Origin of the sequence: Neorhizobium petrolearium (genome assembly GCF_017873175.1) — a bacterium.
GTDB classification, from domain to species: Bacteria; Pseudomonadota; Alphaproteobacteria; order Rhizobiales; family Rhizobiaceae; genus Neorhizobium; species Neorhizobium petrolearium.
The window spans coordinates 345,480-367,576 of the sequence record NZ_JAGGJW010000004.1; the positions used below are offsets into that span (position 1 = coordinate 345,480).

Here is a 22,097-nt window from a genome sequence, read left to right on the forward strand (position 1 = left end):
CCGGCTATCATATCCCGGGCGAGCGTCAAGACCCGACCAATGCCCCGGCAAACACCTGCCCGTATCCCGCCGCCAGCCCGGCCCGGTCCGTCCCGTTGATGATTTTTCGCGCGCCCAGCCAGTCGTTCCTGCCCGGCGCGAAAAAGTCGTCGAGTGGCCCGCCGGTGAAACTGCCGCGCTGCATACCCTCGATCAGGATGGCCACCGAGACATCCATCTCCATCGCGCAGCCCGGGTCGGCAACGAGATCGATCCCGATCAGCCTGGACATGGCTTCGTAGTTCCGCTTGTGGGTGAGCTGTACTAGGCCACGGCCGAGCCAGCTCTTGCCATCCCCATCCGGCCGCCAATAGGACGTCCTCACCGACCCGAGCCGGCCCGCCGCGAAGGCCGCGTCCAGCCGCGCGACTGCCGCCCTGTCGCTCTTCGCCAGCGTCTCGCGGACGGGCTGCATGGTCGCGGCCATCTAGAGGAAGGCGGTCGCCACAACGTAAGCCATTGCCTCCATCGTATGCCTCGCAGCCCGCGCCTCCCAACCGTCGAGAATCGCACTCAAGCCTGCTACCTGCCCCGCGGACAGCCGCCCCTTGAAGAGCTTCGACCGGATGACATTGAACAAACCGCCCGCTGCAGCGTCATGTTAAGCTTGCGCCCTCACCCTTCCCAAAGTTTCAATCGGTTTAGAAAAACTAAATCGTTTTAAGCGCTTAGGCGCCACTTTACTTTTCATTGACGCTATGGAACCAACGGTGCCGCAGGACGTTCATGTCTGCCTTCTAATGAACAAGGAGATCATGATGATGCAGCAGCCGGTGCAGGCCGCCCCTTCGAAGCAGATCCCCCAGCATGTCGCCGAGCGCATGGAATCCGAATGGAAAGAGATGCGCGAAAACGCCCCGCCGAAGCCGGCAAGCCAGCAGCGCTGATCACCACGATCCAATCATCGAGCCGCGTCAGATGCCCCGCACGCGCGACTCCCCCGAGCCTTCCAGCAGAAGCGCCGTCAGCGCCCAGACCAGCGCATCGAGCCGGTCCGGCGAACGGCCTGAGGAGAGCCGTCCGGGCCGAAATCGCGCATCTGGTCCTCCAGGTCCGCGAACCGCCCTGCATGGGCGATTCGCCCCTGCTCGTAGAGTGCAGCCACCGGTTCGGCCCGCATGAATTTTCCCCGGGTGGCGCGCACCATGGTCACCGGCAGGACCGAATCGACGCTTTTCAGCATCGCCGTCACCATCTCGCCGCCCTGGTTGACCTCCGCCACCACGCGGTCCGCCTGGAAGCGCGAGAAGGCTCTTGCCACCTCATGCGCCCAGCCGCCCGGGCTTGCGCCCTCCACCGAACAATCCGCCAGCACCACAGCCCTTCCGCTCGTCTCCAGCCCTGCCACGACGATGCGCCTCAGCGCGCCGGCGAAGCGTCCCCTGTGAAAACCGATGCTGCAGGCCTCGATATCGGCGCGTTTCCACAGCGCGTCCTCGCGGTCCTCGATCAGCTCGCCGGCAATTTCCCGCCGCCCGAGCCGCGTCCCGCCATAGCGCGCCTCCAGCGCCTCCAGAAACCCCGGAGCCAGATTTTTCGCATTCGCCTCGGCAGAGATCCTGATCAGGCTGGTCCCCGGGTCGGCGATCAACCGTTTCAGCACCGGCACCGGCCGCGGCGTGGTGGTCACGAGCTGGCGCGGATCGGCCCCGAGCCGAAGCCCGAACTGCAGCATGTCGAAGGTCTCTTCGGCATGTTTCCACTTGGCGAGTTCTTCGCACCAGGCAAAATGGAATTGCAGGCCGCGCAGCGCCTCCGGGTCTTCGGAGGAGAAGATCTGCGCCACCGCTCCGTTCGGCCAGACGAGCCTGCGGCGGGAAATCTTGAAATCTGGCCGCTTCGTCCTGGCGACCCGGCAGATGCCGGAAACGCCGTCGATCATCACTTCGCGGGCATCACCCAGCGTTTCGGCCACCAGCGCGATCCTGAGATTGGACCGTTTGTCGGTGGAAGCCAGCGCATGCACCCATTCGGCGCCGGCCCTGGTCTTCCCCGACTCGCGCCCGCCCATGATCAGCCAGGTGCGCCAGTCGCCGGCGGGAGGATACTGCTCGCGGCGGCCGGCATGACGCCAATCGCGACTAAGGGGACGGGAATGGCTTACATGAATGCTGTCGCGCCATTTCGGCGATAGGACCGGCGACATGGTCACCCTCCCTTTCTTCCCGTCGGGGAGAAGGGGGTCCGAAGGACCGGATGAGGGGGGCGAAGCCAAACTGTCCAGTGCCTCGAGCGCTGGCAAGTGCGATCGATCTTCCGTACCAATCACTTCGGCTCTGGCAGGCTGATACTCTGTCCCCTCTTCTCCTCGCTCTGCTTGGGCTTCCTCCCCACTGGGGGAAGCGAGAGCTCGCTAGGCTGATCGTCGTCAGCTTCAACCGGTGCTGATTCGCTTGGCGCCCCTGCATGCCGGTAGCTGGAGATAATCTCCTCACCCGGCTTCATGGCAACCGCTCTTGCCGCCGCCCAAGCGCTGTGGATTCCGGCCATGTCTTCTCCGTGCCGCGTCAGTTCGCCGATGCCTTCCGCCTCACCCGGTGTCGGAAGGCTCCGGTTGATCCCCTCCCGCACCGCTGGACTTACCTGGGTCAATGCCAGCTTCGAGGTACCGTTGTTCAAAACGTTCGCGGGTCCGTTCTTCGATAAGCCTTTCGACCTCACGCACCGCCTCCTCATACCCGCTCTCATCAGCCATGCGCTCGGCTTCAAGCTCCCGGTCGCGGGCGAGCGACGCTGCAGGCTGTCGACCTTTTCGAACGTTCGCACGATCAGCGACATGGCGTCGGTTGCCGCCTTCACGTCGGCGCGCGCCAGTTTCTGGGCCGCCTCGTCGCCATCTTCCAGCGCCTTTTCCGCCGACCTGCGCATGTCGCGGAACGTTTCGAACTGCGCACGCATCTCGGCGGTCATATCGTTCAGCAGCCGGCGCAACTCCTCGGCCGGCTGGATCGCGCTCTCGGCCGACTTGATTTCCAGCAGCACGCCGCGCGCCCTGTCGGCCAGTATCTCGTCGTCCATGACGATCCCGTCGCCATAGGCAGGCCGTTCCGCCCAGAGCCCGAAGAGCGCCGGATCGAAAGTCTCGAATTCATCCATGGCCGATTTCCCGATGCGCCTTTCGCGCATGCCGCGTCACCCGGCGCCCGTTCCCGGTCGCCGGCGCTCCCGCTATCGATTGTCGTGATAAAAAAAGCCCGGCATGAAGACCGGGCCGATCGCTTGAAGCCTTGCCACCGAGAACCTCCAAAGGCTCCGCGCCGGCGCAATTCCTCGACTGTAGTCAAACCCTATCAAACCACCGTCACGCCGTCAAGGATTATTTTCCTATCTTATGATAATTTTATAGCTCCTGTCAGGCGCCTGATCGTCAGCCAACTTGTCAGAGACCGCAGCCGCACAGAGACGCCGCTTGCCACAAGTGAGAACCTGCGGGACAATCGACGCGGGAGGAATCGCCATGGGTGTCTACAACGATGTCATCCTGCCGAAGCTCTGCGATCTTGCGATGCGGAACGAGCGGCGGCGGCCGTATCGCGAGCGCGTGATCGGCGCCGCAGAGGGACGCGTATTGGAGATCGGCAGCGGTTCCGGCCTCAACCTGCCCTTCTACGGCGCAAGGGTCCGCGAAATTCTGGCGCTTGAGCCTTCCCCAAATCTTCTCGCGATGGCCCGCAGCGCCCCGCAGTCGGCAATGCCCGTCCGGTTCATCGAGGCCTCTGCGGAAGCGATCCCGCTCGACGACGGCAGCATCGATACGGTCGTGACGACCTGGACGCTCTGCACGATCCCGGGGGCGGCCGCGGCACTTTCGGAAATGCGCCGCGTGCTGAAACCCGGCGGGAAACTGCTGTTCGTCGAACACGGGCGGTCGCCCGACCGCGGCGTGCGCTGGTTTCAGGATGGCCTCACGCCCGTCTGGCGGCGCATCAGCGGCGGTTGCCATCTCAATCGCCCGATCCGGTCGATGATCGAGGACGGCGGATTCCGGATCGACCGGGTCGAGACCGGCTACATGCAGGGGCCGAAACCGATGACGTTCATGTATGAAGGCAGCGCCCGCCCGAACTGACCGCCACTCACGTGCCGCAGAACGTCTGCGTCACCCGCTCCTCCGGCTTCGGCGGCGCCATCAGGTCGGCGAATTCCGGCCGATCATCATAGGGATTTTCCAGCGCCTCCAGCAGCCGTTCGAAGAAGCTGAAATCGCCGTAATTGGCGGCGGCAATCGCCTCCTCCACCCGATGGTTGCGGGGAATCACCGCCGGATTGACGGCGCGCATCGCAGCCGCCCGTTCCCCGCCCGACCGATCTTCACCCACCAGCCGCTCCCGCCATGCCGTCAGCCAATCCTGCGCCTTGGCGGGGTCGACAAAGCAGGCGAGGAACGCCTCGTCCCGGCCCTCGGCCGCATCGGCCAGACGCCGGAACGCAAGGGTGAAATCCGCCTCGCCTTCGTGCATGGCGGCAAACAGCGCCTGGATCAGCTCGCCGTCGCCATCCGCTCCGGAAAACAGCCCGATCTTCTTCCGGAAGACCGTGAGCCACTCGCTCTGGAACCGTTCGCCGAATTCTGTCAGCACGGCATTCGCCGCATTCACCGCCTTTTCCTCGTCACTGTCCAGAAGCGGCAGCAGGCATTCGGCCAGCCGCGCGATGTTCCACTGGCCGATGCCCGGCTGGTTGCGATAGGCGTAGCGGCCCATCTGGTCTATCGAGGAGAACACTTTCATAGGATTATATTCATCGAGAAAGGCGCAGGGGCCGAAATCGATCGTCTCGCCGGAAATCGTCATGTTGTCGGTGTTCATCACGCCATGAATGAAGCCGACGCCCAGCCAGCGGGCGATAAGATCGGCCTGTTTCAGAGCCACCGCCCTCAGGAGCGCGAGATACCGGTTTTCTTCGTCTTTCAGCTCCGGGTAATGCCGCTCGATCACGTAGTCGGCAAGCAGCTTCACCCCGTCATTGTCGCCGCGGGCGGCGAAGAACTGGAACGTGCCCACCCTCACATGGCTTGCCGCGACCCGCACGAAGACGGCGCCCTGCTCGACGTGCTCGCGATAGACCGGCTCGCCGGTCGCAACCGCCGCCAGCGCCCTTGTCGAGGGAAGCCCAAGTGCGGCAAAGGCTTCCGAAACGATGTATTCGCGCAGCACCGGGCCGAGTGCTGCGCGCCCGTCGCCGCGGCGGGAAAAGGGGGTCGGCCCCGCCCCCTTGAGCTGAATGTCGCGGCGCTTTCCGTTCCGACCCACGACCTCGCCGAGCAGGATCGCGCGGCCGTCGCCGAGCTGCGGCACGAAATTGCCGAACTGGTGGCCGGCATAGGCCATGGCGATCGGCGCAGCGCCGGGCGGCACGACATTGCCGGCGAGGATCGCCGCCAGTCGCGCCGGATCGGAAAAATCCGCCTCGACGCCCAGTTCTTCGGCCAGTTCCTGATTGAACTTGATCAGCTTCGGCCCCGCAACCGGCTCGGGATAGACGGAGGCGAAAAACCGGTCCGGCAAGCGGGCATAGGAATTATCGAACTGGAACACGGGAAACTCCTTCGGCCCGGCAGGCTTTTCGCGCCGTGCGGGCTCTTCCCCAATATGGGGAATCTCCCCCGTCGAACAAGCGAAATGCGCTTTTGTTGCGTGCTTCAGGCACTCTTCAGCCGTATGCCGAAACCGAACAGGAAGGTGAGCGCGGCACCTGCCGCCGCCGTGCCGTAGAGCCACAGCGAGGCGCTCGCATCGCCGTTTTCCAGGCCCGCGACGAGCCCGGTCGCGGTGGCGATCATGCCGGCGATCCCCGCGCCGATCGCGTAGCCGGTCGTCGAGATCGTCGGAAGGAGTGCGCTCGCCAGATCCCGCTCGGTACTCTCGGCCGCTTCCATCGCCGCCTGGTTGATGTTTGCCCAGGCAACCCCGAAGCCGGTGCCGATCGCCATCTGCCCGATAAGCAATAGCGTGACGGAACCCGACGTGAAGGCGGTGCCGAGCGCCAGGAAACCGAAGAACTGAAACAGCGCGCCGCTCAGCATCCACCTCTGCCGCGAACCGACGGCCGCCACCCGGCTCACCAGAACCGCGACCGCGCTCCAGGTCAGCGCCATGATCACGACGATGGAGCCCACGACCGATGGCCGGAAATCGAAGACGGCGCCGATCATCATCGCCAGGTAGACGCTGCCGACCGAATGGCTGGCGGACATGACGAGCAGAACCCAGAACCCGTGCCCCAGCACCGAACCGAGCCGGAAGGCGCCGGCCGGAAACAGTCTTGGGCCGATCTTCCCGTCAAGCTTCAGCGCCGGCAGGAAAAGTGCGGCACCTGCGGCGATCGTCATGGCCTGCATGCCGCCGCCGCTCATCACCGACGACAGCGACAGGACGAAAGCTGCTGCCAGGCAAAGGACAATCGTTGCGACGGAAAGCGGGACGGGCGCCGCCTCCGTCATCCTCGGCCTTGCGGCAAATGCGAGGAAGGGCAGCAGCAGGACGAAAGGCGCAACCGCCAGAAACGACGCACGCCAGGAATAGGCTTCCGTCAGCAGCCCGCCGGCCAGCGGTCCGGCGATCGCCGCAACGGCCCAGACGATCGCCTCGACGGCAAACACCCTGGCGATCAGCGCGGACGGGAAATTGGCCGGGATGAGGCTGTAGCAGATCGCCACGATCAGCCCGTCGGCAATGCCCTGGAACAGCCGCCCGGCCATGATCCAGGAAAAGCTTGGCGCCGACAGCGCCAGCAGGCCGCCGAATGCAAAAACCAGCGTCGAGACGACAAGGCTCGCGCGCGGGCCAAACCGGTCGCGCATGGCCGCCGCCCCCGTGCCTCCGGCGATCGAACCCAGGAAATAGAGCGTATAGGCCCAGCTGAAATAATTCGTGCCGCCGATCTCCGCCGCCGCCGGCGGCAGGGCCGCCACGATCGCGAACTGGTTGAAGGCGTGCAGGCCGACGCCCGCCGAAATCAGCCCGAGCATCGCCCCGTCGCGGCCCTTCAAAAGCCTCGACCATCCCGCATTCACGTCCTGCAACACGCCCTTACCCTTCCCTTTGTTACGATGGGCAGGACGCTACAACCTCAAGCACAGTTGAGGTCAATGGACGAGCTGAAAATAAAACCCTTTCTTTTTCAGCCTCTTATGCAGGCGCTTCAGTTTTTGCATCCTGTTGTATTTTAGCTACAGCTTTTCAAGAATGGCGACATACATCATAATCATCTGCAATCGGAGGGAATATCCATGAAGGCTCTTTTCATTCTTGCAGCATCGGCCGCCATGACCGCTTCTTCCGTTGTGTTCGCAGCAGATGCGGTCGAACAGATCCCCGCCGCGCCGGAAGTGGTGGAGACGCCATCCTTCACCTGGTCAGGCCCCTATATCGGGCTCCACGGCGGTTATGCCTGGGGTGAAGGTGACGCGACGGCCGCCGGCGGCGGCAGTAACGACAATTTCGACGGCGGGCGCTTCGGCGGCTTCGTCGGTTACAACTGGCAGTTCTCCAACGGTTTCGTGGCCGGTGTCGAAGGCGACCTGAACTACGACTGGAACGAGAACAGCTATACGGGCGGTTTCGACATGGACACCGGCTTCTCCGGTGGATTGCGCGGCCGCGTCGGTTATGCTTTCGACCGGGCATTGCTTTATGCGGCCGGCGGCTGGACGATGACCAATATCAGCGTCGAAGGGCCGGGCGTGGATGACGACGACACCCTGCATGGCTGGACGGTCGGCGCCGGTCTGGACTATGCCTTCACCGACAATTTCTTCGGCCGGGTGGAATATCGCTACAACGACTATGGCGACGGGGATCTCGGTGGCTTCGACACCGATTTCAACCAGCACATCATCAATGTCGGCATCGGCGTGAAATTCTGAGGCCTTGGAGGCCCGCCCTCTGTCTGATTGTCATCACGAGAAAGCCGCCTGAAGGAAACTTCCGGCGGTTTATCCGGTCGGGTGAATTTGCCGAAGTGAAAAGGGGCGCGGGCGCTGGGACCGCGACCGCAGATCGATCGTGTTCGTGGCCATTTCCAGCGCCGCAAGCCCCCTCGGCGTGATCAGGCGCGGATAGCTGTTCGTGCACAGGCCCCGGCTACCCAGCTCTTCCAGGCATATCCATTCGGCCACGCTACCCGTGCCCGGACGCTGGCCGGCCAGCATCTGCAGGACTTCGATTTCAGGCTGTATCAGATCGTCGTTCAAGATGGCGTTTATTCGTCGAATTCATAGGCACGAATTGTTTTCAGATTGGCCGCGAAATTCTCGGCCAGCCGCCATCCCGCCAATATGATCCAGCCGACACCAAAAGCGGTAAGGAATGTTGCCGCGCCCCCAAACTCAATCATTGGTCCTGCCCCCCGATAAGCTCACCCCGAATAATATCCCGGACACACAACTGTAAAAACTTGGGAAATATACGTATTCGAACCTGATAATATTGCGCGGCGAGATCCCGGAAGCGAAGGTCCGCCTCATCATGTCACAGGGGCCGACACGAATTGACGTTTGTCAAAATTTTGAAAGGCTACTACTCTACAAGCTTGGGTAGTCATATCTGCCGTGACGGGGCGACATCGTGCAGGAATTCATCGCGAAGAAAAACATCGAACGCTTTCGCTCGATGTTGCAAGCGGAAATGGATGAGGGCCGGAGGCGCATGCTCGAGAAGCTGATCGAGGAAGAAGAGCGCATCCTTGACGCCATCAAATCGGCGACGCAATCTGAGGGCGACCAGGACTGAGGGATTGCCTTCCCCTGTCCCGCAGATGTCGACGTTTGGGTAGCATGGCGGCACGCGACGGTCTCGCCCCGGCAGATCAAGAAACCGCCCCGGTTGCCGATGCAGCATCGAAGCATAAATCCCCGCTCCGACGGCCGAAGATGTGATCCCGAACTTCATTTGAAGCTCAGGATCACACTGGTGCTCTACCGGGATTATGTTTCGGAGTTCTCTTCCAAGATGCTTAGATTCCGAGACCGCCGGCGATATTTATGGCCTCGCCGTTGATGTAGCCCGCATGTGGTCCGGCGAGGAAGCAGATGGTTTCCGCCACTTCTGCGAGGGTCGCAATGCGGCGGATCGGATGCATGTCAAGGATGGCGTCACGGTTCGGAAGCTCACCGGCAACCTCCGCCGCCATGTCCGTGGGCATGATGCCCGGCTGGACAACGTTGACGGTGATATTGCGGGGGCCAAGATCGCGCGCAATGCCCTTGGCGTATCCGGCGAGCGCCCACTTTGTTCCGGCATAGTCGGCGACGCCCGGGAAGGGCACATAGGAGCCGAGGAGAGAGCCCACGAAGATGATCCGGCCACCATCGGTCAATTTCGGCGCTGCCGCGCGCGTGTTGGCGATCGTACCCATGACGTTGACCTGCCACTGGCGGTTATATTTGTCTCCGTCGAGTTCCGGATCGTCGACAGTCTGCCCCTGGATCGCAATGCCGGCATTGTTCACGAGGATATCGAGCCTGCCGAACTCGGCAAGCACCCTGTCGATCAGAGGCCTGGCGGAAGCAAGGTCAGCCTGGTCGCTCTTTACCGCAATCGCCCGAATACCCTTTCCCCGGAGCTTCTCCACGACAGCTTCCGCCTTGTCCGCCGAGGTCGCGTAGCTGATGGCCACGTCTGCTCCGTGGTCGGCTAACGCTTCCGCAGTCGCGGCGCCAAGGCCGCGGGAGCCGCCGGTTACGAGAGCGACCTTTCCCTTCAGTATGTTCGACATGAGTACCCTTTCTAGGTTTGGTCAGGGCGCCGCCCGGTTGTGGTGAGCGACGCCGTCACTTTTAGTAACGAACGTTACGATAATGATCGGTATGAAATTTGACGACGACGGTCAAGAGGTTTAATAATGATCATTATGAAACAGGCCCGCTTGAACTGATGGGACGCCATCGCGAATTTGACGTGGAGAAAGCGCTCGACGCCGTTTTGTGCGTTTTCTGGCGCAAGGGCTATGAGGGGGCATCCTACGCCGACCTGACCGCGGCCGCCGGTGTCGAGAGACCTGCCCTCTATTCGGCATTCGGCAACAAGGAAGCCCTCTTCCGCAAAGCCTTGATGCGCTATTACGAGCGATACCTGCACTACATCCCGGCGGCGCTGGCGCTTCCGACAGCGCGAGAGGTCGCAGCCCACATTCTCTACAATGCAATCGACCTCAACACCCGTTATCCCGACCATACGGGATGTCTGGTCATCAACGGTGTTCTGGCTGGATCGGATGAAGCGGAGCCTGTCCGGCAGGTGTTGATAGAGGCTCGCGCGGTTGCTGAGGCGCAGCTTCGCGAACGCTTCGAACAGGCGAAGGCCGAAGGCGACCTGCTGGAGACGGCCAGACCCGACGCCCTTGCAGCATTTCTTATGGCCGTGCTTCACGGCATGGCGGTGCAGGCCAAAGCCGGTTTCAGTCGTGAAACGCTTGAGGCTGTCGCCGAGCAAGCGCTGTCCACCTGGCCTGCGGGCAGTGCCGGATGCGCAAACAAACGGCCTTGATATCGGACAATGTGGCCCGTCCGTTTTCACGCAAGATGAATACCAGTTCCAAAGAAACCGAGTTGAGGAGCTGGAGCATGAAAAGCATTATCGCATTGACCGCCATTTGCATCGTTCTTGCCGGATGTACCCAGACGAGCCGCTATACCAGCGTGCCCGGATACGCCCATAGAACCGATCCCACCTGCAAAAGAACCCAACCACCCTCGAAATACGATCCGAAATGCGATTGCCCGGATGTGGGCTACGAGGGCTTTTCTCCTCCTGTCACATGCGGGTCCAGATAAAGGCGCCCTGCCGGCAGATGATGCAATGACGGTGAATGCCGGCCGGTCACGCCGCCACGGGTTGCGGCGTATAGCCCGCTTCGCGGATCGCTTCCTCGGCCTTTGCCGCATCGCCCTCGACTGTCACCCTGTGGACCGAGAGATCGATCGTCACCGCAGCATTCGGCAGGGCTTCGCCCAGCGCGCCGCGCACGGTCTTTTCGCAATGGCCGCAGGTCATGTCCGGTACGATGAAAGTCGCAGTCATTTTCAAGATTCTCCTTGTTGAGATAAACGCCTTCTGCACCTTCCTATAACGGGAAGGTCAAGCGGGCTGCTTGGTCTTTTTCGGCTCGGGGGACATCTTCCCCGGCGCGCTGCCGGCAAGGTCGTCGAGGATCGGGCAATTCGGGCGATGATCGCCGCCGCAGCAATGGGCCAGGTGCTTCAGCGTCTTCAACATGCCCTGCATTTCGGCAATGCGTCGTTCAAGATCGGCGATATGAGCCGTGGCGACGTCCTTGACCGCCGCGCTTTCGCGACTCTTGTCCTGCCAGAGTTTCAGGAGCGTCTCGGTCTCTTCCAGCGAAAAGCCGAGCGAGCGCGCCCGCTTGATGAAGCGCAGGATGTGCACCTCGTCCTCGCCATAGACCCGGTAATTGTTGCCGCTGCGGCCCATGGGGCGGATCAACCCGATCTCCTCGTAATAGCGGATCATCTTGGCTGTCACGCCGGAAGCGTCGGAAGCCTGTCCGATATTCATCTCGTTTCTCCTATCGTTACCGCTTTCAGTCTCAGCGCATTGCCGAGCACGAAGACGCTCGACAGCGCCATGGCGCCAGCCGCAATCATCGGCGACAGCGTGAGCCCGAAGGCGGGATAAAGCGCGCCCGCCGCGACCGGGATCAGCGCCACATTGTATCCGAAAGCCCAGAACAGGTTCTGCTTGATGTTCACCATGGTCGCGCGGCTCATGGCGATCGCCGAGACGGCACCGGAAAGCTCGCCGCCGACCAGCACGACGTCGGCGCTTTCGATCGCCACATCCGTGCCGGTGCCGATCGCGATGCCGATATCGGCTTCCGCCAATGCCGGCGCGTCGTTGATGCCGTCTCCGACGAAGGCGATCTTCCGGCCGCTTTGGCTTCGCTTGGCTCGCATCTCGTGGACCGCGGCGACCTTGCCTTCCGGCAGGACCTCGGCCACGACCCTGGTGATCCCGACCTGGCGGGCGATGGCTTCCGCCGTCCGGCGGTTGTCGCCGGTCACCATGGCCACTTCGACGCCCATTTCCCGCAGCGCTCTGATCGCAGCCCGGCTTGCGGGCTTCAGGGGATCGGCAACGGCGATCACCGCGGCAAGCTTGCCGTCCACCGCGGCATAGAGCGGCGTCTTACCCTCGTCTGCAAGGCGGCTGGCCGCTTCTGCAAATCCCTCCACCGAAAGCCCGAGCTTCTCCATGAAGCGGTCGGCGCCCACGGCGATCTTGCGGCTATCGACCACCGCCTGAATGCCGTAGCCGGTGACGGATTCGAATCTTTCGGCCTTCGGCACGGCAATACCCTTTGCTTCCGCCGCCTTGACAATAGCTTCCGCGATCGGGTGTTCGGACTGCGCCTCGACGCTTGCCACCAGTTTCAGAACCTCGTCCCCGGCAAGGCCTTCGGTGGTGACGAGATCGGTCAATTCCGGCTGGCCCTTGGTCACCGTACCGGTCTTGTCCAGTACAACCAGGTTTACATTGCGCAGTTCCTGCAGCGCCTCGCCCTTGCGGAAGAGCACGCCGAATTCAGCCGCCCGGCCGCCGCCGACGACGATCGAGGTCGGCACGGCAAGCCCCATGGCGCAGGGGCAGGCGATGATCAGCACGGCAACCGCATTGATGAGCGCGTGGGTCAGCGCCGGGCTCGGGCCGTAAAAGGCCCAGACGGCGAAGGTGAGGACCGCGAACGCGATCACGACGGGTACGAACCAGGCAGTGATCTTGTCGACCAGGGTCTGGATCGGCAGTTTCGCCCCCTGCGCCTGTTCCACCATGCGGATGATCTGGGCCAGCATCGTGTCGCGGCCGACCTTGTCGGCGCGGAAGCGGAAGGAACCCGTCTTGTTGATGGTGCCGCCGACCACGGTCGCACCGGCCGCCTTTTCCACCGGCAACGGCTCACCGGAGATCATCGATTCATCGACATTGGAAGAGCCGTCGATCACCGTGCCATCGACCGGAATGCGCTCGCCGGGGCGGATGACGACGATATCGCCAGCTACCACCTCGCCGGCCGCGATATCGACCGTCTTTCCATCGCGCTCGACGCGGGCGGTCTTGGCCTGCAGACCGGCAAGCTTCTTGATCGCCTCGCCGGTGCGGCCGGCAGCGCGAGCCTCCAGGAGCCGGCCGAACAGGATGAGCGTGACGATCACCGTTGCCGCCTCGTAATAGACGAAGCGGGCGCTTTCGGGCAGCAGGTCCGGCGCAAAGGTCGTCACCAGCGAATAGCCATAGGCCGCGAGCACGCCAACGGCGACCAGCGAATTCATCTCCGGCGCGCCGCGCAGGAGCGCCGGCAGGCCGAGCCTGATGAAGCGGAAGCCCGGCCAGAAGATCACCGCCGTCGCGGCCAGGAAATAGAGGTAGTAGAGATTCTGCGTGTCGATGATGCCCATCAGCCAGTGATGGAACGGATCATAGAAATGGCTGCCCATCTCCAGCACGAAAAGCGGCAGCGTCAGCACGAAGGCGACCGCAAGGTCGCGTTTCAGCTTCCCCTCCTCACCCTGGTGCATGTGTGCATGGTCGTGTCCGCCGGCGTGACCCGCATGGTCCCGGCCCGAGGGGTCAGGGCCCGCGTGGTCATGATGATGACCATGGCCGGCATGCCCCGCGGGAATCGCAGCCGGCGGCATTCCGGCCTCGCGGAGCGCGTGATCCATGGCGCCCGGCGGGATTTCATAACCGACCTTTTTGATCGCTTTTTCAAGCTCTTCGGGCAAAAAGCCGTCCGCCGATTCCACCGTCAGCTTCTTCGTCGCGAAGTTGACCGCACTCTTGTCGATGCCCGGCACCTTGGCGGCCGCATTTTCCACACGGCGCACGCATGAGGCACAGGTCATGCCCTCGACCGGGATGGTGAAGGGTTCGCGAAGACGGTTCGGGTTTACGGTCTGGTTCATCACTGGATCCCTGGGAGCGGTATTTCTCTTTCCCGCCCTATGTGGGGCTTCCCATCATGGGAAGGTCAAGGGGTGATGATGCGGATTTTTCGGCCTCGTCAGAACAGCAATTCGTCGCCGTTTCCGTGGCCGACCGCCAGACACGGACGGACGTCCGCGGGACCGTTGCTTGAGAGAGACGTTATTCGTCCTGGTCGCCGCGCTCTCCGATCCCGAAGATCGGCGCGCTCAACCCCGCGAGCAGGAGCACCAGTTCCGCCTGCCTTGTGGTACCGGTCTTGCTCATGATCCGCTTCAGGTGCGAGCGGACGGTTTCGAACGAAACGCCGAGCGAGGCGGCCACCGTTTCGGGCGTCTGGGCCATCGCAATCCCGCGCGCCACGCGGGCTTCGGCCGGCGTCAGGTCGAAGAGGCCGCAGAGAACCCGCATATCCGGTGAGCCGACCTTCCCCACCTCGGTCACCGCCAGAACCGCCATGGAACGGGAAAAGATATCGCGCGCCGCGCGGCGGATCGGCAGGAGATGCAGGATCAGCGCCGGCGCCCCGTCGCGCGCCATCATCGGCAGCGACTGCACCGTCGGCACGGCCTGAGCCCTGTAGCGCCTTATCGCATCATCCAGCAGCGCGTTCGCGCCCATCCCCTCCAGGATCAGCCGGTCGGCGGCGCCGGTGCGGATGCGGGGAGCGAGCGCCTCCATCTCGGGATTCATGGCGATCGCCTGGCCGCCATCGCCGATCACCGCCGCCGGCAGGCCGAGCATGGAAAGCGTCTCAGTCATCGAACGCGCCGCGTTGAAGGAAAGACGCGACGAAAGATAGGCGGCCCGGGCGATATCCGGCTTCAGAAGGTTGAGCCGAGCAAGCTCCTCGTCCGCAAAATGCTCGCGTCCATGGTTGCGCATGAGGATGATGGCGATCGTATGCCCGGTCGGCTCCTGGAATACGCAGCCGGCTTCCCACTGCACGCCGTGAGGTTCGAGAAAGATGGGACGGATGAGATCCTGCGCGTATTCCTCCTTCGTCAGGATGTCGATATCACGGCCGAAGGAGAAGGGCGATCGCTCCAGTGCCCTGGCCGCCCGGGTATTGTTCAGCCGATGCTCGCTTTTGGCGAACTCGACATAGGCTTCCGCAATATTGGGCGTCGTGACGAAGCGATGGCTGCCCTGGTGGTCGACGGTAAAAATGGAGGAACTGTCCGCCTCGACTACCGAGGCCAGATGTTCACAGGCCTCCGTCCAAAGCTCAGGGACGAGGGCTGCCTCGTAGAGGCGGTCTGCCAATGTACCTTCTGCCTTCATCAAACTGCCATCGAATGGTTGAACTGACGGGCATCAGGTTTAACCGCCTCGGTCGGGAAGGTACATTCGCAAAATTACGTAAGTAAGAACTCGCTTTTTGAATGTATTTTGAATTTTACCTATCCGGCCGGCAGGTAATTCTCCACGACGTGGTCAGCCGTTTTCCCCGACCGTCAGCGGCCAGTCGACCAGATAATCTTCGAAGTCGTCGACATCGACATCCGCCTCGCTGACCGTTCGGCCGCGGGCGGATATGCCGGCGAGATGCACGGTCTCCGGATCGCCGGAGACGAGCGGGTGCCACCAGTAGAGGTCCTCGCCGTCACGCATCAGCCGGTAGCCGCAGGTGGGCGGCAGCCAGGCGATCTCGTCGACCGTGTCGGGTGTCAGCCGGATGCAATCCGGCACGGTTGCCTGACGGTTGTCGTAATCCTTGCAACGACAGCTTTCCCCGTCGAGGAGCCGGCAGGCCACGGACGTGAAGACCACGTCCCCCGTGTCCCAGTCCTCCAGCTTGTTAAGACAACAGAGTCCGCAGCCGTCGCAGAGGCTTTCCCATTCCTCCCCGCTCAGCTCATCGAGCCGCTTCGTCTTCCAGAAAGGTTCTTCCGTCATATCACTTTCACGGCAACATGGAACGAATCGTCCATCTCGCCCTTTACCTGTTGCGATTTGACTATCGCGCTTAAACCATTTGTCAGCTATTGCTGAATAACGGTGAGAGCTCATGCCTTTGATCCCTTCATGGGGCGGCGTCAAGCACATCTCATTGAAAACGGGCGGGGGAATCCACGGTGCAGGACGAGCCAAAGTCACCCGACGACAGGCCGCGCAGAAAGCGCCACTTCCTGCTGCGCATCGATTCCTGGATCGATTCCACCGTCTGGAATCTCGGCTTCACGCTCGGCGAAATCTGGGAGGAGATCACCATCTTCTCCCGCAAATTCCGCGTCCGCGGCTTCAAACGCATCGGCTTCGAGCTCGCCGGCGAGGCGATGACGCTCGGCACCGCCGGTTTTGTCGTTCTTCTTGCGCTGGCGCAACCCGCCTTCGAGGAAACCAAGGAAGACTGGCGAAATCGCGGCGATTTCGCCGTCACCTTCCTCGACCGCTACGGCAATACCATCGGTCACCGCGGCATCATCCATGAGGATTCCGTCCCGGTCGACGAACTGCCCGACCATCTCATCAAGGCCGTGCTCGCAACCGAAGACCGCCGCTTCTTCGACCATTTCGGCATCGATTTCATCGGGCTCACCCGCGCGCTCAGCGAAAACGCCAAGGCAGGCGGCGTCGTGCAGGGCGGTTCGACCATCACGCAGCAGCTCGCCAAGAACCTCTTCCTCACCAACGAGCGCTCCATCGAGCGCAAGATCAAGGAAGCCTTCCTGGCGCTGTGGCTGGAGGCGAACCTGTCCAAGAAGGAAATCCTGTCGCTCTATCTCGACCGCGCCTATATGGGCGGTGGCACGTTCGGCGCGGCCGCCGCGGCGCAATTCTATTTCGGCAAGAACATCACCGAAGTGAACCTTGCCGAATCCGCCATGCTCGCCGGCCTCTTCAAGGCACCGGCGAAATATGCGCCGCATGTCAACCTGCCGGCTGCCCGCGGCCGCGCCAACGAGGTGCTTTCCAATCTCGTCCAGAGCGGGCTTATGAGTGAAGGCCAGGTGATCGCGGCCCGCCGCAATCCGGCCACCGTGGTCGACCGGGCGGACGTCAAGGCACCCGACTATTTCCTCGACTGGGCCTTCGACGAGGTGCAGCGGCTCGCGACGGAAGGCAAGTTCCGCGAGCATTCCGTCATCGTGCGCACGACGATCGACACCGGCCTGCAGCAGGCGGCGGAATCCGCCGTGGAAACCAGCCTGCGCGAATATGGCGAAAGCTACAAGGCGAAGCAGGGCGCTCTGGTGATGATCGAGAACGGCGGGGCCGTGCGCGCCATGGTCGGCGGGCGCGACTATGGCGAGAGCCAGTTCAACCGCGCCACCCGGGCACTTCGCCAGCCGGGCTCCTCCTTCAAGCTCTATACCTATTCCACCGCCATGGAGAACGGCTTCACGCCGGAATCGGTCATCTCGGACGCACCGATCACCTGGCGCGGCTGGTCGCCCCAAAACTACGGCAGATCCTACAAGGGCAAGGTGACGCTGCTCACCGCCATGGCCCAGTCGTACAACACCGTGCCGGTCCGGCTCGCCAAGGATTATCTCGGCACGGAAGCGATCGTTGCGACCGCCAAGAAGATGGGCATCGAGACTCCGCTCAGAACCGACAAGACCATCCCGCTCGGCACGTCGGAAGTCACCGTGCTCGACCAGGCGACGGCCTATGCGGTGATGCCGGCAGGGGGCATGCAATCACGCCGCCACGGCATCGCGCAGGTGCTCAGCTATGACGGCGATGTGCTATACGATTTCAACCGCGACGAACCGCCGGCCAGCCGCGTGCTTTCGGAACAGGCGACCTCGTCCATGAACCGCATCCTGACGCAGATCCCGGTGATCGGCACGGCCCGACGGGCGGCCCTTGACGGCGGCATCGTGACCGGCGGCAAGACCGGCACCTCGCAGAGCTACCGCGATGCCTGGTTCATCGGCTTCACCGGCAATTACACGACCGCCGTCTGGTACGGAAACGACGATTTCACGCCGATGCACAACATGACGGGCGGCTCGCTGCCGGCCATGACCTTCAAGACGCTGATGGACTATGCCCATCAGGGCATCGAGCTCCGGGCCATACCCGGCATCCAAAACCCGCTGCCGACCGGCGGCCACAAGGGTACGGAAGTAGCAAAGAAAGATGGCGAGCCCGGCCTCGTGCTCGTTCGGCCACGCTCGCTCTCGGCCGAATCCACCCGCATCCTCAGGCAGATCGGCGAAAACCTGAAGAAGGCCGGCCCGCTCGCGCCGGTGGGCACCAAGGTGGCCGACGCCGGGGGCGTGGTCGGTGAAACGGAACCGGCAAAGGGCGCACCGGTCATAACGCCGGTCAGCGGGGAGCTGCGGCGGTAGGTTCAGGCGGCGCGGGGCCGGATGCGACCGAGTTCCCGGCGCCGCTGCATAAGGTCGTAATCCGCCTGAAGGCCCAGAAAAAAGCCTTCCGATATCCCGAAATAACGGGCGAGCCTCAGATCGGTATCGGCGGTGATCGCCCGCTTGCCAAGCACGATCTCGTTGATGCGGCGCGGCGGCACATCAATGGCCCGGGCCAGCCCGTTCTGACTGAGTTCCATGGGATTCAGAAACCTCCAGCAGGATTTCTCCGGGATGCAGGTTGTGGAGCCATTCGGCCTCAGTCGTGATAGTCGACGATTTCGACATAAGCAGGCCCTCCTTCGGTCCAGATGAAACAAATACGCCATTAATCATTGATGCGGATGGAAAACTGGTCCGCGCGATCCCCCCTCAGAGCCTCGAGGCGATTTCCCGGGAAATCCGCAGGTCCGACAGTTCATGTGCCTGGTTAAGCAAACGCAGTTTTCTGAGCGCAATCGGCTGGATGTCCGATGGTAAATTGCGGCTTCTCGAGCCGAGACCAGATCCGCTCAGTCTCGCGATCCGCAAAGTTCTTGATCATGCAGCATATACAACGCATGGCGTTATAGCCTGCAATAACCGAAGTTTCACCCCGCCCATTCCTTCCCGCCAGAATCAATGCTAACCCTCTGACACAGCTAGCGAGGGCCAAAGCAAACCAGTGTTCCGTGTTCCCTTCCTCATCGCGATCGCGCTTGCCATCGCCTTCGGCGGCGGGATCTGGTCCACCCTCGTGGCGCTTGACGCGACCGTCGGCTTCGGCGCCATCAAGCTCGGCCCTTGGGAAGCCTTTCCGGAGGTGCAGACGGCCAAAGCAGACCCTTATGCGAAATCCCACCGGGCGAATGCCGGCAAGCTCATCTATGCCAGCGCCGAAGGTCTCGTCTTCACCGCCGCCACCGACGAGACGGGCGCCCGGCTTTCCGGGAACTGTTCCTACCGTCTGACCGGCCATACGCCGCCGGCGCGTTTCTGGACGCTGTTTGCCAGCGCTCCCGGCACCGCCCCGCCGTCTGCCCGTTCCGACCTGCCGAGGGCGCTCAATTCCCGCATCGTGCTGCGCGACGAGGAGGGCAGCTTCGACATCGCCATTTCCTCGGCCGCCAGGCCCGGAAACTGGCTCGCCGTGCCGGCCGCCGGCTCGTTCCGGCTGACGCTGACCCTTTTCGATACGCCAACTGCCGGCAGTTCCGGCCTCATCGACCTGACCATGCCGCGGCTGGAAAAAACCGGGTGCGGCAATGCTTAGGCCCCGGTCGCGATTTGCGCTGCAGATCCTTTTCGCCTCCGTCACCGGCCTGATCGGCGCAGCACTCCTGCATCTCGTCATCGTGCTACTGCTGCCGGAATTCAGTGAGCGGGACGCCTATACCCGCGTTCTGGCGGAAGGCGATATCCACCGCTTCTACCGGCTCGGCGAACGACCGGACCGGGCGGGGCTTTCGAAGGACGATCCTTTCGTGGAAGCTGCCGTGTGCGCTTTCGACGTCAGTAGCGGTCCCGTGCGGCTGACGGCTCACAATGGCGGCGTGCCCTTCTGGTCGCTTGCCATCTACGACCAGTCGTCCAACGAGGTCTTCAGTATCAACGACCGGACATCGGCCGACGGCATGCTGGACGTGGTGATCGCCACGCCGGTGCAGATTACCACGCTACGCAAATCGCTGCCGCAGGCGGTCTCGCAGTCGATCCTGGTGGAAACCCAGCAGGCGGAAGGTTATGTGATCCTGAGAAGCCTCGTGCCGCAGGCAAGCTTTGCGGATATCGCCTCGCAATTTCTGGCCCAGGCAACCTGTGCGCCCTTCGAGTGGCGTTCCAGAAGCCGGTTCTGACCTGATTTTCCCAAGGCCTAACCCGAATGTGAACCGGTCTAATCAGCGTGAAGGGCGTGGTTTTCGGCCTTGCGGTCTCCCCGGTCATCGAAGCGCTCATAACGCACCCCGGTGAACAGCAAGAGCCGGCCGGCATCATCTTCCTCGCCGATCCTGATCTGTGGTCGGCGGATATTCTCGCTCCGCCATCTGTTCAGCACTACGATCTCTGCCATGCTCGTCTCCGTTTTCAGGAATTCGAGACGGATGAAGACGGACCGATCTCACCCTGCCCTCCTTGAGGGCTGGTGCTTCCCGAGGGGTAACCCGCGAGCATACCGCACCTTTCTCCTTGCAGCACCTTTTCAAACAAGGCGCAATGATATTCCCGTACTGGCAGCCGGTTCCGCCTCAGCCGGTCGCCTGACGGATGGCCTCCAGGGTCGAGCCCTGCAACGCGAGGCCATCCGGAACCTGAAATCCCGGCAATACACGCCGGTTACTTCGCAAATTCAGCCAGACCAGCGTTAATAGTGAGTTAATGCTAAAATAGCATTTGCTACCGGTGCATGTCTGGTGTCGGCAGTGGAAACGTACGATCGGCCGATTGGTTCACACATCGATCTGACTCGCTGCGCATGGCGATGACAAACCAACAGGGAACTCCAAAAAATCACAGACGTATCAAAACGATCCGTTTTCACTGACCGTTAACCCTCAGAGAGTTAGCATCTGGTTAAACCGGGGCACTCCCTTTCCGACGGATGTTTTCACAGTTGCGTGAGAGCGGCTCGGCGCCATGGGGAGAGTTCCGATTTGAGGGACTTAAGCAAGGTACGATGAAAGCGTCAGGCGGGCCTTGAGGCAGGCCTGGATGCTTCGCGGCACCTCCGGATTTGTATTGCGTTGACGTGAGTTTGCCCGTGACGAACGAGTTTCGCGACCTTGAGAGGCCCCCGGCCATGCGTAAGAAGGATGTGGTGCTGATGGCCACCGTCACGAGCTTCGAAAGTCTGCCGCATCCGTCGCGGTCGGAACTTCGACAGTTCGCCGAACTCTTCGCCCCGCTCTTTACCGCTTCCTCCGAAGAGGCCCGTCGCGAGGCGGTCGCAGCCCTTTCACAGTGCAGGACCGTGCCGCCGGCGGTTGCCTTTTTCATCGCCTGTCAGCCGATCACCATCGCGGCTCCCTTCCTCATCTCGTCCACCTGCCTTACCGACGACGCTCTGATCACCATTGCCCGCACGCAAGGAGAAGCGCATGCCCGGGCGATCGTCAGCCGCGAAGCACTGTCGCCGACCGTCATCGATGCGCTCGTCGGTCTGCGCTACGACCACGCGAAGCGCCTGAGCGCCAATGGCGGAGGTACCGAGGAGGTATCGGCCGTGAGACCGATGCCTGGCGCGACGGGCGATGCCGAGCGGCTGGCGCGCGAGGAGCATTTGCGCCGGCACATCAAAGCGCTCGCCGGACATGTCAACCGGCCGGCCGCGGACCGGCTCGGGCTTCGCACCCTTTCGCCGATCCAGGAGGCGCTGCTCGTGCGCTTCGCCCGCAACCGTGAGGCCGGCCTGTTCGCCAGCGTGCTCGCCGACACACTTTCCGCCAGCCGATGGCTCGCGGAGCGCATCATGCTCGATATCTCCGGCCAGCAGCTCGCCACCACGCTAAAGGGCGTGGCCATGGAGACCGAGGATGCAATCTGCATCCTGCAGCGGCTCTACGACCATCTATCGGGCCCGCAGAGCGGCATGACCCGGGCACAGGCGCTGTGGGAGGCGCTCGACGAGGAGGAATGCGGCAGGCGTGTCGAAGCCTGGCGCCGCGCCGACCGCTACACCTACGCCGAACCGCAGCGGCCGGTCGCTTCCGACACGCGTGATGGCGAAGGACACGAGGCCCCGCCGCAGGTGATCCGCACCACGGCGAGCGCCCGCAGGCAGGTGCACGGCCTGCGCCGGGTTCGATAAAACGCTGTC

Annotated in this window: 21 protein-coding genes and 3 pseudogenes; 9 read left to right on the top strand and 15 right to left on the bottom strand. The window is 62.7% G+C overall.

The window, feature by feature from the left end; genetic code table 11:
- Nucleotides 1-25: 25 nt before the first annotated feature.
- Nucleotides 26-619 (bottom strand): annotated as a pseudogene (locus tag J2046_RS10070) (hypothetical protein).
- Nucleotides 620-797: 178 nt separating this feature from the next.
- On the opposite strand from J2046_RS10070, the gene J2046_RS34130 reads away from it, so the two are divergent.
- On the top strand, nt 798-926 hold the full coding sequence (locus tag J2046_RS34130) for a hypothetical protein (protein WP_267950836.1): 129 nt from the start codon (nt 798-800) through the stop codon (nt 924-926).
- 77 nt (nt 927-1,003) lie between these two features.
- Here the strand turns inward: J2046_RS34130 and J2046_RS10075 are convergent, their stop codons facing one another.
- Together J2046_RS10075 and J2046_RS10080 are read right to left on the bottom strand one after the other, a co-directional pair.
- Entirely contained in the window at nt 1,004-2,185 is a 1,182-nt protein-coding gene (locus tag J2046_RS10075; protein ID WP_411828485.1) for a DNA-packaging protein, read from the bottom strand.
- A 119-nt stretch (nt 2,186-2,304) separates the two neighbouring features.
- Complete coding sequence (locus J2046_RS10080; protein WP_210051273.1) at nt 2,305-3,135, bottom strand: hypothetical protein; 831 nt, start codon at nt 3,133-3,135, stop codon at nt 2,305-2,307.
- 361 nt (nt 3,136-3,496) lie between these two features.
- Between J2046_RS10080 and J2046_RS10085 the strand changes: the two genes are divergently transcribed.
- A complete protein-coding gene (locus tag J2046_RS10085; RefSeq protein WP_210051275.1) occupies nt 3,497-4,108 on the top strand; it encodes a class I SAM-dependent methyltransferase in 612 nt (203 codons plus the stop codon).
- Between the two features lie 7 nt (nt 4,109-4,115).
- Here the strand turns inward: J2046_RS10085 and J2046_RS10090 are convergent, their stop codons facing one another.
- Together J2046_RS10090 and J2046_RS10095 are read right to left on the bottom strand one after the other, a co-directional pair.
- Complete coding sequence (locus J2046_RS10090; RefSeq protein ID WP_210051283.1) at nt 4,116-5,576, bottom strand: protein adenylyltransferase SelO; 1,461 nt, start codon at nt 5,574-5,576, stop codon at nt 4,116-4,118.
- Nucleotides 5,577-5,680: 104 nt separating this feature from the next.
- A complete protein-coding gene (locus tag J2046_RS10095) occupies nt 5,681-7,066 on the bottom strand; it encodes an MFS transporter (RefSeq protein WP_210051291.1) in 1,386 nt (461 codons plus the stop codon).
- Between the two features lie 204 nt (nt 7,067-7,270).
- Between J2046_RS10095 and J2046_RS10100 the strand changes: the two genes are divergently transcribed.
- A complete protein-coding gene (locus J2046_RS10100) occupies nt 7,271-7,906 on the top strand; it encodes an outer membrane protein (RefSeq protein ID WP_210051299.1) in 636 nt (211 codons plus the stop codon).
- Nucleotides 7,907-7,975: 69 nt separating this feature from the next.
- On the opposite strand, the gene J2046_RS10105 is transcribed toward J2046_RS10100, so the two are convergent.
- A complete protein-coding gene (locus J2046_RS10105) occupies nt 7,976-8,233 on the bottom strand; it encodes a hypothetical protein (RefSeq protein ID WP_210051304.1) in 258 nt (85 codons plus the stop codon).
- Nucleotides 8,234-8,606: 373 nt separating this feature from the next.
- Here J2046_RS10105 and J2046_RS10110 point away from each other — a divergent pair, with 373 nt between their 5' ends.
- Nucleotides 8,607-8,771: a hypothetical protein gene (locus tag J2046_RS10110; protein ID WP_210051309.1), complete on the top strand. Its 165-nt coding sequence runs from the start codon at nt 8,607-8,609 to the stop codon at nt 8,769-8,771.
- Nucleotides 8,772-8,994: 223 nt separating this feature from the next.
- On the opposite strand, the gene J2046_RS10115 is transcribed toward J2046_RS10110, so the two are convergent.
- On the bottom strand, nt 8,995-9,756 hold the full coding sequence (locus tag J2046_RS10115; RefSeq protein ID WP_210051317.1) for an SDR family NAD(P)-dependent oxidoreductase: 762 nt from the start codon (nt 9,754-9,756) through the stop codon (nt 8,995-8,997).
- Nucleotides 9,757-9,914: 158 nt separating this feature from the next.
- On the opposite strand from J2046_RS10115, the gene J2046_RS10120 reads away from it, so the two are divergent.
- On the top strand, nt 9,915-10,526 hold the full coding sequence (locus J2046_RS10120) for a TetR/AcrR family transcriptional regulator (RefSeq protein ID WP_210051338.1): 612 nt from the start codon (nt 9,915-9,917) through the stop codon (nt 10,524-10,526).
- A 333-nt stretch (nt 10,527-10,859) separates the two neighbouring features.
- Here J2046_RS10120 and J2046_RS10125 read toward each other — a convergent pair whose 3' ends face one another.
- From J2046_RS10125 to J2046_RS10145, 5 genes are all read right to left on the bottom strand, one after another.
- Complete coding sequence (locus J2046_RS10125) at nt 10,860-11,060, bottom strand: heavy-metal-associated domain-containing protein (protein ID WP_210051350.1); 201 nt, start codon at nt 11,058-11,060, stop codon at nt 10,860-10,862.
- A 57-nt stretch (nt 11,061-11,117) separates the two neighbouring features.
- A complete protein-coding gene (cueR, locus tag J2046_RS10130) occupies nt 11,118-11,555 on the bottom strand; it encodes a Cu(I)-responsive transcriptional regulator (RefSeq protein ID WP_210051359.1) in 438 nt (145 codons plus the stop codon).
- The gene (locus tag J2046_RS10135) at nt 11,552-13,960 is read right to left on the bottom strand and encodes a heavy metal translocating P-type ATPase (RefSeq protein WP_210051368.1); all 2,409 of its coding nucleotides are present in this window, start codon (nt 13,958-13,960) and stop codon (nt 11,552-11,554) included. Before J2046_RS10135 ends, cueR begins: the two co-directional genes overlap by 4 nt.
- 181 nt (nt 13,961-14,141) lie before the next feature.
- A complete protein-coding gene (locus tag J2046_RS10140) occupies nt 14,142-15,245 on the bottom strand; it encodes a helix-turn-helix transcriptional regulator (protein WP_210051370.1) in 1,104 nt (367 codons plus the stop codon).
- Nucleotides 15,246-15,416: 171 nt separating this feature from the next.
- Nucleotides 15,417-15,878 (bottom strand): YcgN family cysteine cluster protein, encoded by a 462-nt coding sequence (locus J2046_RS10145; protein WP_210051379.1) that lies wholly within the window; start codon nt 15,876-15,878, stop codon nt 15,417-15,419.
- A gap of 179 nt (nt 15,879-16,057) precedes the next feature.
- Here J2046_RS10145 and J2046_RS10150 point away from each other — a divergent pair, with 179 nt between their 5' ends.
- Nucleotides 16,058-18,283: a transglycosylase domain-containing protein gene (locus J2046_RS10150; protein ID WP_210051390.1), complete on the top strand. Its 2,226-nt coding sequence runs from the start codon at nt 16,058-16,060 to the stop codon at nt 18,281-18,283.
- A gap of 2 nt (nt 18,284-18,285) precedes the next feature.
- Here J2046_RS10150 and J2046_RS10155 read toward each other — a convergent pair.
- Both J2046_RS10155 and J2046_RS10160 read right to left on the bottom strand, forming a co-directional pair.
- Nucleotides 18,286-18,592 (bottom strand): annotated as a pseudogene (locus J2046_RS10155) (HigA family addiction module antitoxin).
- Nucleotides 18,564-18,848 (bottom strand): annotated as a pseudogene (locus J2046_RS10160) (type II toxin-antitoxin system RelE/ParE family toxin). The pseudogenes J2046_RS10155 and J2046_RS10160 overlap by 29 nt, the downstream one beginning before the upstream one ends.
- 120 nt (nt 18,849-18,968) lie before the next feature.
- Between J2046_RS10160 and J2046_RS10165 the strand changes: the two are divergent.
- Nucleotides 18,969-19,556, top strand: a complete 588-nt coding sequence (locus J2046_RS10165; protein WP_210051399.1) for a DUF1214 domain-containing protein — start codon at nt 18,969-18,971, stop codon at nt 19,554-19,556.
- Nucleotides 19,549-20,139, top strand: a complete 591-nt coding sequence (locus J2046_RS10170) for a DUF1254 domain-containing protein (protein WP_210051410.1) — start codon at nt 19,549-19,551, stop codon at nt 20,137-20,139. The genes J2046_RS10165 and J2046_RS10170 overlap by 8 nt, the downstream gene beginning before the upstream one ends.
- A 38-nt stretch (nt 20,140-20,177) precedes the next feature.
- Here J2046_RS10170 and J2046_RS10175 read toward each other — a convergent pair whose 3' ends face one another.
- Nucleotides 20,178-20,354: a hypothetical protein gene (locus J2046_RS10175; RefSeq protein WP_210051412.1), complete on the bottom strand. Its 177-nt coding sequence runs from the start codon at nt 20,352-20,354 to the stop codon at nt 20,178-20,180.
- A gap of 687 nt (nt 20,355-21,041) precedes the next feature.
- Here J2046_RS10175 and J2046_RS10180 point away from each other — a divergent pair.
- Complete coding sequence (locus J2046_RS10180) at nt 21,042-22,088, top strand: DUF2336 domain-containing protein (RefSeq protein WP_210051422.1); 1,047 nt, start codon at nt 21,042-21,044, stop codon at nt 22,086-22,088.
- Nucleotides 22,089-22,097: the final 9 nt, after the last annotated feature.

Coding starts and splice junctions, on each gene's coding strand:
- J2046_RS34130 (WP_267950836.1), top strand. CDS start 798: ATGATGCAGCAGCCGGTGCAGGCCGCCCCTTCGAAGCAGATCCCCCAG.
- J2046_RS10075 (WP_411828485.1), bottom strand. CDS start 2,185: ATGTCGCCGGTCCTATCGCCGAAATGGCGCGACAGCATTCATGTAAGC.
- J2046_RS10080 (WP_210051273.1), bottom strand. CDS start 3,135: ATGGATGAATTCGAGACTTTCGATCCGGCGCTCTTCGGGCTCTGGGCG.
- J2046_RS10085 (WP_210051275.1), top strand. CDS start 3,497: ATGGGTGTCTACAACGATGTCATCCTGCCGAAGCTCTGCGATCTTGCG.
- J2046_RS10100 (WP_210051299.1), top strand. CDS start 7,271: ATGAAGGCTCTTTTCATTCTTGCAGCATCGGCCGCCATGACCGCTTCT.
- J2046_RS10115 (WP_210051317.1), bottom strand. CDS start 9,756: ATGTCGAACATACTGAAGGGAAAGGTCGCTCTCGTAACCGGCGGCTCC.
- J2046_RS10120 (WP_210051338.1), top strand. CDS start 9,915: ATGGGACGCCATCGCGAATTTGACGTGGAGAAAGCGCTCGACGCCGTT.
- J2046_RS10125 (WP_210051350.1), bottom strand. CDS start 11,060: ATGACTGCGACTTTCATCGTACCGGACATGACCTGCGGCCATTGCGAA.
- cueR (WP_210051359.1), bottom strand. CDS start 11,555: ATGAATATCGGACAGGCTTCCGACGCTTCCGGCGTGACAGCCAAGATG.
- J2046_RS10135 (WP_210051368.1), bottom strand. CDS start 13,960: ATGAACCAGACCGTAAACCCGAACCGTCTTCGCGAACCCTTCACCATC.
- J2046_RS10145 (WP_210051379.1), bottom strand. CDS start 15,878: ATGACGGAAGAACCTTTCTGGAAGACGAAGCGGCTCGATGAGCTGAGC.
- J2046_RS10170 (WP_210051410.1), top strand. CDS start 19,549: ATGCTTAGGCCCCGGTCGCGATTTGCGCTGCAGATCCTTTTCGCCTCC.
- J2046_RS10175 (WP_210051412.1), bottom strand. CDS start 20,354: ATGGCAGAGATCGTAGTGCTGAACAGATGGCGGAGCGAGAATATCCGC.